General features: G+C 73.6%; 9 protein-coding genes and 1 pseudogene. 1 reads left to right on the forward strand and 9 read right to left on the reverse strand.

Annotation, left to right across the window (positions count from 1 at the left end; all coding sequences use genetic code 11):
- Positions 1-633, forward strand: a pseudogene (locus G5C65_RS24315) (murein hydrolase activator EnvC family protein); the annotation flags it as partial.
- A 124-nt stretch (positions 634-757) separates the two neighbouring features.
- Here the strand turns inward: G5C65_RS24315 and G5C65_RS24325 are convergent.
- From G5C65_RS24325 to lepB (G5C65_RS24365), 9 genes are all read right to left on the reverse strand, one after another.
- The gene (locus tag G5C65_RS24325) at positions 758-1,297 is read right to left on the reverse strand and encodes a TetR/AcrR family transcriptional regulator (protein ID WP_165301060.1); all 540 of its coding nucleotides are present in this window, start codon (positions 1,295-1,297) and stop codon (positions 758-760) included.
- 110 nt (positions 1,298-1,407) lie between these two features.
- Positions 1,408-2,253 (reverse strand): RNA polymerase sigma factor WhiG, encoded by an 846-nt coding sequence (whiG, locus tag G5C65_RS24330; RefSeq protein ID WP_165301054.1) that lies wholly within the window; start codon positions 2,251-2,253, stop codon positions 1,408-1,410.
- Between the two features lie 268 nt (positions 2,254-2,521).
- Positions 2,522-3,655: a DNA-processing protein DprA gene (gene dprA, locus G5C65_RS24335; RefSeq protein ID WP_165301055.1), complete on the reverse strand. Its 1,134-nt coding sequence runs from the start codon at positions 3,653-3,655 to the stop codon at positions 2,522-2,524.
- A gap of 154 nt (positions 3,656-3,809) precedes the next feature.
- A complete protein-coding gene (locus G5C65_RS24340) occupies positions 3,810-5,426 on the reverse strand; it encodes a YifB family Mg chelatase-like AAA ATPase (protein WP_165301056.1) in 1,617 nt (538 codons plus the stop codon).
- Positions 5,426-5,809: a YraN family protein gene (locus tag G5C65_RS24345; protein WP_165301057.1), complete on the reverse strand. Its 384-nt coding sequence runs from the start codon at positions 5,807-5,809 to the stop codon at positions 5,426-5,428. Before G5C65_RS24345 ends, G5C65_RS24340 begins: the two co-directional genes overlap by 1 nt.
- A gap of 123 nt (positions 5,810-5,932) precedes the next feature.
- Positions 5,933-6,256, reverse strand: a complete 324-nt coding sequence (locus tag G5C65_RS24350; protein ID WP_165301058.1) for a DUF2469 domain-containing protein — start codon at positions 6,254-6,256, stop codon at positions 5,933-5,935.
- Positions 6,257-6,295: 39 nt separating this feature from the next.
- Positions 6,296-7,066: a signal peptidase I gene (gene lepB, locus G5C65_RS24355; RefSeq protein ID WP_420903357.1), complete on the reverse strand. Its 771-nt coding sequence runs from the start codon at positions 7,064-7,066 to the stop codon at positions 6,296-6,298.
- A gap of 97 nt (positions 7,067-7,163) precedes the next feature.
- Positions 7,164-8,057, reverse strand: coding sequence for a signal peptidase I (gene lepB, locus G5C65_RS24360; protein WP_338146625.1), 894 nt, complete (start codon positions 8,055-8,057; stop codon positions 7,164-7,166).
- Positions 8,020-9,367: signal peptidase I (lepB, locus tag G5C65_RS24365; RefSeq protein ID WP_420903358.1), on the reverse strand; the 1,348-nt coding region annotated here is incomplete at its 5' end. The genes lepB (G5C65_RS24365) and lepB (G5C65_RS24360), both read right to left, overlap by 38 nt.

Raw genomic sequence — 9,367 nt, forward strand, 5'->3', positions numbered from 1 at the left:
GGCCCCTCCCACCGCCCCGTGGGAGGGACGGGCGAGCGGCCGGAGCGGTTCTGGCCGGTCCCGGGCTCCCCCGGCTCCGCCGGCGGCGGACCGCTGGTGGTACGCGGCTGGGATCCGCCGCCCCGGCGCTGGGCGCCGGGGCACCGGGGAGTGGATCTCGCGGCCCGTGCGGGGCGACGGGTGCGGACGGTCGCGCCGGGCCGGATCGCGTTCGCGGGCCGGGTCGCGGGCCGCGGGGTGGTCTCCATCGAGCTGAGCGGCACCGGCAGCCCCCCGCTGCGTACCACATACGAACCGGTCAGGGCGTCCGTGCGCGCGGGAGACCGCGTGGCGGCGGGCGACGTCGTCGGCACCGTGTCCGAGGAGCCGCCCGCCGGCGACGCGGGCCACTGCCTGCGCACCCGGAGCGGCGGGCCAGGGGCGAGCGGCAGAGCGAGCCCGCCGCACCGGGGTGCCGACCGGGGCAGATGTCTGCACTGGGGCCTGCGCCGCGGTGAGCGCTACCTCGACCCGCTCCTGCTGCTGGGCCGGGGCCGCTCCCGGCTGCTGCCGGTGTTCGGGGTCCCGCTGCCGGGGCGGGACGGCGCGGCGCCGGTGGCCGCGCGGCGGGCGGCGCGCGCCGGGCCGACCAGGGACGCCACCGGACCGGGAGCGGCCGGGGGTGCGCTCCTGCTCACGCTCGGCGCCTTCTGGGCGCACCGGCGCCTGCGCCGGTACCGCCCGGTGCGGGTGCCCGCTCGGGCGTCCGGCCCGGGGTTCAGCCCTGGACCCCGCGCAGCGCCATGGCGACGGCGGCCTCCGCGATCTGCTCCGGATCCTCCGCCGCGCCCAGTTCGGTCCTGCGTACGGCCGCGTCCACGACCCCCTGCAGCAGCAGGGCGGCGAGCCTCGGCTGTGCGTGGCCGAGGTCGCCGAGCGCCTCGACCACCATCGAGATCAGACCGCCGTGTGCGGCGCGGATGCGCTCCCTGGCAGCGGCGTCCAGCTCTCCCGCGGAGATCGCGACGACGGCGCGGTGCCGCCGGTCGCCGACGAGGGCGAGCTGCTGCCGGACATACGCCTCGACCTTGGCCTCCGGCGTCGCCGCCTCGGCCATGGCCGCCTCGACCTCGGCCGCCCAGACGGGGAAGTCCACGGCGCACAGCTCTTCGACGACGGCCGCGCGGGAGCGGAAGTACTCATAGACGGAGGAGCGCGCGAGGCCGGTGCGCTGGGCGAGGGCGGGAAAGGTCAGGGCCTCCGTCCCGCCTTCGGACAGGAGTGACCTGGCGGCGTCCAGCAGGGCCGCCCGCTGCATGGTCCGGTGCTCGGCCACGGAGGCCGCTCGAATCCTGGGCACATCACTAGCTTACGGAGCCCGGCCCGGGAGTCATACGGTCAGGCGTCCGGCAGGACCGATTCAGCGCGTCAGCGCCCCACATCGGCCAGTTTGGCCCGCAGCTGCAGGACCGATTTGGTGTGAATCTGGCTGACCCTGCTCTCGGTGACGCCGAGCACCTGACCGATCTCGGCGAGTGTCAGCCCCTCGTAGTAGTAGAGGGTGACCACGGTCTTCTCGCGCTCCGGGAGGGTGTTGATGGCGCGGGCCAGCAGCCGCCGGAGCTCGCGGTCCTCCGCGACCTCCACGGGGTTGTCGGCGGCGGTGTCCTCCAGGGTGTCCATCAGGCTGAGCCGGTCGCCGCCCTCGCCGCCGACGTGCAGCAGCTCCTCCAGCGCGACCACGTTGGCGAGGGACAACTGGCTGAAGACGCCGTGGAGTTCCTCCACGGGGATGTCCATCTCCTCGGCGACCTCCGCCTCCGACGGGCTGCGGCGCAGCCGCGCCTCCAGCGTGGCGTAGGCGCGCTCGACGGCGCGGGCCTTCTGCCGCACGGAGCGGGGGATCCAGTCCAGCGCCCGCAGTTCGTCGATCATCGCGCCGCGGATGCGGGTGATGGCGTAGGTCTCGAACTTGATGGACCGCCCCGGGTCGAACTTCTCGATGGCGTCGATCAGCCCGAAGATCCCGGACGAGACGAAGTCGGCCTGCTCGACATTGGGCGGCAGGCCCACACTCACCCGGCCCGCGACATACTTGACCAGTGGTGAGTAGTGCAGGATCAGTTGCTCGCGCAGTCTGTCGTCGCCCGTGTTCTTGTACGCCCGCCACAGCTCCTCCAGGGTGCCGGGCGCGGTCCTGGGCGCGGCGTCGTCGACGGCGGTCGGTGCCGCGGCGGTGGCCGTGCGGTCGGGCCCTGGGATGTGCTGAGGCATACGTCGCCTTGAGCCGTTCTGCTGGATGGTGGTCTGTAGGTGTGCGGAGCCGTGGGTCTCATTGAGAGATGGTGTGAGCGTAACGTGACCGGGCGGTCGCCGTGTGCGACGGGACGCGGATCGGGGGATGCGTCAAGCACTCTCCTCCCCTTGCCGGGGCGCGATGTTGGCGCCCACATGCACTACGGCGGGCAGATCCGCCGGGCTCTCTCACGCGTGGGCACGGCTCAGCCTTTCACTCGATAGCCCCAGGTCAAGCACCGCCTCATCACCCGATGGAGTGTCGGTCAGATGACCGGGTCAACTGCCAGCCATCGCCTGCCCGTTCGACGAAGCCAAGGGCCCGCAGCTCATGGAGGTGGGCCAGGACGACGGCGGGTGCCGTGCCTGCGCGCCGTGCCAGCTGCGGAACATGGGCGGCCTCCCGGGCGGGCAGCGCCTCCAGCACGCGTGCCGTCTCACCGCTCAGCAGGTCCCGCGCCACCGTGGGCCCGCGCCGCGCCGGGGCCAGCTCACCCATGTCGCCGACGAGTTCGATCACCTCGGCGGCTTCGGTGACCACGGTGGCCTCCCCGCGCAGCAGCTCGTGCACGCCCGCCGAGAGCCCGGAGGTGACCGGGCCCGGTACCCCCATCGTGTGCCGTCCCAGCCGGAGCGCGTGTCGCGCCGTCCCCAGCGAGCCGCTCCGCAGCGCCGCCTCGATCACCACGGTGCCCCGGGTCAGCGCCGCGATCACGCGGTTGCGCAGCACGAATCTGCTGCGGGTCGGGTGGTCGCCCGGCGGCAACTCGGCGACCACCAGTCCCCGTTCGCCCAGCCGTCCGATCAGCTCGCGATGGCGCGGCGGATAGGCCACGTCCACCCCGCAGGCGAGCACCCCGACCGTGGGTCCGCACACCGCCAACGCGCCCCGGTGCGCCGCGCCGTCGACGCCGAAGGCGGCGCCCGAGACCACGGTCCAGCCCCGCTCGGCCAGGCCCGCGCCGAGCAGCGAGGCGACATGGGCGCCGTAGTCCGTGCACGCCCGGGCGCCGACGACCGCGACGGACCGCAGCGCCCAGTACCGCAGCGAGGGGGTGCCGCGCACCCACAGCCCGAACGGGCGTGCCGGTCCCAGATCGTCCAGCTGGCGGGGCCACTCCGGGTCGCCGGGGCAGACGAACCGTCCGCCCAGCTCCCGCACCCGGTCCAGGTCGGCCGCTGGGCGCGACTCCGCGGCCCGCAGCCGCAGCCCGGCCCAGCGCTGCTCGCTGACGCCCGGCAGCCGGGGCCCGTCGCGACTGAGCGCCGCGACCACCGCGCACGGCCCGTACTCCCCCAGCCACCGGCCCACCGTCTCGTCCCCCGGATCGGTGACCCGGGCAAGCGCGGCCCGCGCCAACCGCTCGGCGCCGTCCGGCATGTACGAACCCTCCGAGCCGAGCGCGCCCCGGAGGCAGCTGCCGGCTCCGCTCTCGCCTGGCGCCGGCGCGGGCGGGCCCTCGTCCGGCTCCGGCTGCCCCCCTCGCCTCCGGCGGAGCGCGCCGTGCGCCGGACCCGGTCCGTCGTGCCGTCCGTCATGGCGGGCCCGCTTCCAGGGCCAGGCCGCGGGCGATACCCGTGCGCAGCTCCAGCGCCAGGGCGACGTCCTCGCGAGTGGGGCGTCCATGGCCCGCCAGGTCGGCGACGGTCCAGGCCACACGGAGGACCCGGTCCAGGCCGCGGGCGGTGAGCAGGCCGCACTCCAGCTCTCCCTCCGCGTCCCCCAGCGCGCCGGGCTCGGCCGGGAAGCGGGTGCGCAGCTCGTGGCCGGGCACCTCGCTGTTCGTGCCCCAGGGCGTGTCCGCGAAGCGGGCGGCGGCCCGCTCCCTGGCCTCCCGCACCCGGGCCGCCACCTGGGCCGAGGACTCGGCACCCGCACAGCTCGCGAGCAGATGCGAACGGGCCAGGGGCTCCACGCGGACCTGCAGGTCGACCCGGTCCAGCAGGGGGCCGGACAGCCGGGCGCGATACCGGCGCACGGAGTCCGGCCGGCACTCGCACTCCCCCGCCCGGCCGCCGTGCCGCCCGCACGGGCACGGGTTCGCCGCCAGGATGAGCAGAAAGCGCGCCGGCATCCGCATCATCCCGGCGGCCCGCGCCACGACGACAAAGCCGGACTCCAGCGGCTGGCGCAGCGCGTCGAGCACCCGCACCGAGCACTCGGCGGCCTCGTCCAGAAAGAGCACCCCGCGGTGGGCGAGGGAGACGGCGCCGGGCCGGGGCAGCCCGCTGCCGCCCCCGACGAGCGCCGCCATCGTCGCCGAGTGGTGCGGGGCGCAGTACGGCGGACTGCTGACCAGGGGCTGGCCGGACGGCAGCGCGCCCGCCACCGAGTGCACCGCGGTGACCTCCAGGGACTCCTGGAAGCCGAGCGGCGGGAGCAGCCCGGGAAGCCGCTCGGCCAGCATCGTCTTGCCGGCGCCGGGCGGCCCCTTGAAGAACAGGTGGTGCCGTCCGGCGGCCGCGATCTCCAGGGCCTTGCGGGCCCGGGGCTGCCCGGCCACATCCGCGAGGTCCAGCACCCGGTCCTCCCGCGCCAGGCTGGTCAGGCCCGGGACGGCGTCCGGGAGGACGGGGGCGCCGGCGAGCAGGGGATCCGGCTCCGCCCCCTCCTGGCCGGGCTCCTCCTCGGGGACCGGCTCGTCCGTGAGGAGGGCGATGAGCTGACGCAGCGTGCGGACGCCCAGCACGGAGACATCCGGCACCAGGGACGCCTCGGGTGCGGCCTGCTCGGGCACCACCACCCGGCGGTACCCGGCGTCGGCCGCGGCCAGCACGGCCGGGAGCACCCCGCGCACCGGCCGGATCCGGCCGTCCAGCCCCAGCTCTCCGATCATCATCAGCCCGGCCAGCTCGCGCGGGTCGATCCGCTCGGCGGCGCCGAGGATGGCGCAGGCCACGGCGATGTCGAAGCTGCTCCCGGCCTTCGGCACGGAGGCCGGGCTGAGGCCGACCGTGAGCTTCTTCTGCGGCCAGGGCACGCCCGAGTTGACCACCGCGGCCCGCACCCGGTCGCGACTCTCGGTCAGGCTCTTGTCAGGCAGGCCCACCAGGGTGAAGGCCGTCACCCCCGGCTCCAGGTCCGCCTGGACCTCCACCAGCACCCCCTCGACGCCGACCAGCGCCACCGCACAGGTGCGTGCGAACCCCATCAGCCCACCCCCCGGACATGCTGCACCGCGGGCGCTCCGCGCTCCGGGAGCAGGACCCCGACAAGATCGATGCGGACGCCGCCCGGCGGCAGCCGCCCATAGCGTGCGAGCCAGTGCTCGCTGAGCCAGCGCGCCGCGAGCCGCCGCAGCCGCGCGGCCTTGGACGGCGGCAGCGCCGCCATGGGGTGCTCGAACACCCCCGAGCGACCCGCTCTGCGGGTCTTGACCTCGCAGACCACCAGCGCGTCCGCGTCCCGCGCGATGAGGTCGATCTCTCCCTCGGCACAGCGCCAGTTGCGCACGAGGACCGCCATGCCCGCCTCACGCAGGCGCCGCGCCGCCAGATCCTCGCCATAGCGGCCGAGTGCACCCCGGGCGTCCATCAGCACCACCTCCGGCCATCGACTGTGACGGCTCCGAGGCGAGCTCAGTGATCATGCTGGATTTCTGTGGACAACTCCGGGCCCGGGGAGAACTCGGTCACCCGCGCGGGTGAGGCAGGTGCCTCAGCTCTTGAATCCGGAGTCGTCGGGGAGGTCCAGGTCGCTCTTGTTGAGCTCCTCGATGTTCACATCCTTGAAAGTGAGGACACGCACCTGCTTGACGAACCTGGCGGGCCTGTACATGTCCCACACCCAGGCGTCAGCCATCGAGACCTCGAAGAAGACCTCACCCTGAACCGAGTGCACCTGCATCTCGTAGTCGTTGGTGAGATAGAAGCGCCGGTCCGTCTCGATCACGTACTTGAACAGCCCGACGACATCTCGATACTCCCGGTAGAGCTTCAGCTCCATCTCGGTCTCGTACTTTTCGAGGTCCTCGGCACTCATGGCATGTTCCCCTTCAGCCGCGCGTCCCCCTATTGTGCGTCACCCCGACCTGCTGCGGGATGAAGACGTGAGGCGCCGCGCGACCGGCCCGTACGCCGCCCCGCCCAAGATCAGCACGAATCCGGCCACGACCGCGATCCCGATCAGCCGCAGCGGCCCCTGCTGGGAGGTGCCGCCCGGCAGCGCGGCGAAGCCCTGGGCCCCCGGCAGCATCCCGACGGCGCCCGCCGGCCAGGCCACGGCGTCCACCCGCGCCTCGACGGCGGAGCGCGGCACCGCACCGTGCGCGGCGTCCGCCAGGTGCGCGCGCGAGTCCACCGAGTCCGATCTGTTGTCCCCCAGCAGGAAGAGCCGGCCCGGGGGGACCGATGTGCGCTCGAAGGGCCGCTGGCCCTCCCGGCCCCGGGAGCCGAGATACGGCTCCTCGACGGACTTCCCGTTGACCGTCAGCCGCCCCTCCGGGTCGCAGCACGCGACCCGGTCGCCGCCCACTCCCACGACCCGCTTGACCATGGGGACCGAACCCCACACCTTGTCCTGGAAGACCACGACGTCGCCGCGCCGCACCTCGTCGCCGTCGATGCGCTCCGCGAGCACCCGGCTGTCGGCCTTCACCGTGGGCGCCATGGAGTCGGTCGGCACGGTGTAGGGCTGATAGAGCACCGCCCCCCACGCGAAGCCGCCCAGGAAGAGCACACAGCCGAGGGCCACGGCCACCCCGGACAGCACGCCGCCCAGCCGACCGCGGCCCTCGCCGCTCGGTCCCGCCTCGCCCATCCGCACTCCAGGGTCGTCCGCACGGTCTCGCATCGAAGATCCGCAGGCACCCTACCCATCGGTAGACGACAGCGTCAGCCCTCGGCCGTGTCCGGGACGCCCCGCCGGAGGCGGCGGTTCCCGGCCGGCGCTATCCGCCGGAGGTGGTGCTCTCACGCCGCCTGCGGTGCCAGAGGACCAGCGGAACGGCACCGGCCAGGCCCAGCGCGGCGGGGGCCGCCGTGGGGGCCAGCGCGGCCGCCTGCGCGGAGACGCCCTTCTGGTCGTAGGTGTCCGGCACGGGCATGGTGCCCCAGCGTCCGATCGGCCACGCCTTGACGATGGCCCGGCCCACGACCTTCTCCTCCGGCACGAAGCCGCCGCCGGCCTGGTTCTGGTGGTAGCGCGAGTCCAGCGAGTCCTGACGGTGGTCGCCCATCACCCACAGCTTCCCGTCCGGGACCTTCAGCGGGCCGAACGGCTTGTCATCGCACGGGGTGTTCCCGGGGTAGAGGTACGAGCTCTCGTCCAGGGCCGTGCCGTTGACCTTGACCTTGCCGTTCTTCTTGCACTCGACCCGGTCGCCGCCGACCGCGATGACGCGCTTGATCAGGTCCTTCTCGTTGGCCGAGGGCATCAGGCCGATGAAGCTCAGCGCCTTCTGGACGACGTTCTCGTCGACCTGCGCCTCCGGCAGCCAGCCACCGGGGTCGTGGAAGACGACGACCTCGCCGCGGTCCGGCTCGGAGCCGAACCACGGCGTCAGCTTGTCGACCAGCACCCGGTCGCCGCGCTGCAGGGTGTCCTGCATGGAGTCCGACGGAATGGAGAACGCCTGCACGAGGAACGTCTTGATCAGCAGGGCCAGAATGAGCGCGATACCGATCAGGATGGGCAGCTCTTTCCAGAAGGAACGATGCTTCTTGCCCTTCCCTTTGCCCGCGCCGCCCGGCGAGGAGTCGCCTCCGCCGCCGTCGCCGCCGGTGTCTCCCGTGCCGCCGCCCGGGTCAGTCCCGCTGCTCGGCACGCCGGGCACGGGCTCCACGGCGCTCTCCGCGGGGGGAGGCTCGCCGGAGCCCGCCCCGTCCCGTGCACCAGGGCGTTCGTCCTCCGGGTCGCCGGAACCGGACCGTGCGCCAACCGCCAAGTCCCCCACATCCACTCCTCACACTGCGCTGCCGCCTGTCCGAGAGCCGGTACAGGCCCACCACTCCCATAACGAGCGGGAGTTCCGCAGACAACGGGAGTCGCACCACTGGATTGTCACCGGCTCCGGACACCGAGGCTGCTCTGCTGTCCGCATCCGGTACAGAAGCATAGGTCCCGGGCTCCTCCAGCCGGCGCCAGTGGTCGAACGGCCAGGCGATCACCATCGCCCGTCCGAGGACGAGGTCCTCCGGAATCGTCCCCTTGTCCGGCTCCTGAAGGTGATACCGGGAGTCGGCCGAGTTGGACCGGTGGTCACCCATCACGAAGATACGCCCCCGCGGCACCTTCACCGTGAACTTCAGCCGTGACGGCTTGTTGCCCGGGTGCAGATACGGCTCCTCCAGCGCCCGGCCGTTCACCGTCACCCGCCCCTGCCGGTCACAGCACCGCACCGTGTCGCCGCCGACCGCGACCACCCGCTTGATGAGGTCCTGCTCGTCGTCCGAGGGCAGCAGCCCTATGAACGTCAGGAACTCCTTGGCCTGCTTGATGCCCACCGGGTCGTTGTTCTCCTTGGGCTTCTCGCCCTCCAGCCAGCCGCCCGGGTCCTTGAAGACGACCACGTCACCGCGCGACGGCTTGGAACCGAACCACGGCGTCAGCTTGTCGACCAGCACCCGGTCACCGATCTTGATCGTCTGCTCCATGGAGCCGGAGGGGATGACGAACGCCTGCACCAGGAAGGTCTTGAGCACCAGGGCGATCAGCAGCGCCACCCCGATGAGGATGGGTATCTCCCGGGTGAGGGACAGCCGGCGGCGGCGCTTGATGCGCTTGGCGGCACGCCGCCGGTCGGCTCTGCCCTGCCCCGGCCCGCGCAGCGTGGCGCGCTCCGGCTCCGCGCCGGGAGCGGCCTCCCGCGCGGGGCGCTCCGGTTCCGGCGCGGGGACCGGTGCGGAGTGCCGCTCGACGGCGGGAAACGGCTGCGGCGGGGTCTGCGCGGGACCGGGGCCGGAAACGGGGCCGTAGCCGGAAACGGGGCCGTAGCGGGTGCTCTGTGCGGGGTCCGGCGGGGGCCCCTGTGGGAACCCCTGATGGGCGGCCGTCCCGGCGTCGAACGGCGCCCCCTGCCCGGAGGGCGCTCCGTGGCCGGGGGACGCGCCGTAGTCGAAGGGCTCGGTGTACGGATAGTCGGCCGCGTACGGG

Origin of the sequence: Streptomyces boncukensis, from assembly GCF_011045075.1 — a bacterium.
In the GTDB taxonomy this organism is placed as follows: Bacteria; Actinomycetota; Actinomycetes; order Streptomycetales; family Streptomycetaceae; genus Streptomyces; species Streptomyces boncukensis.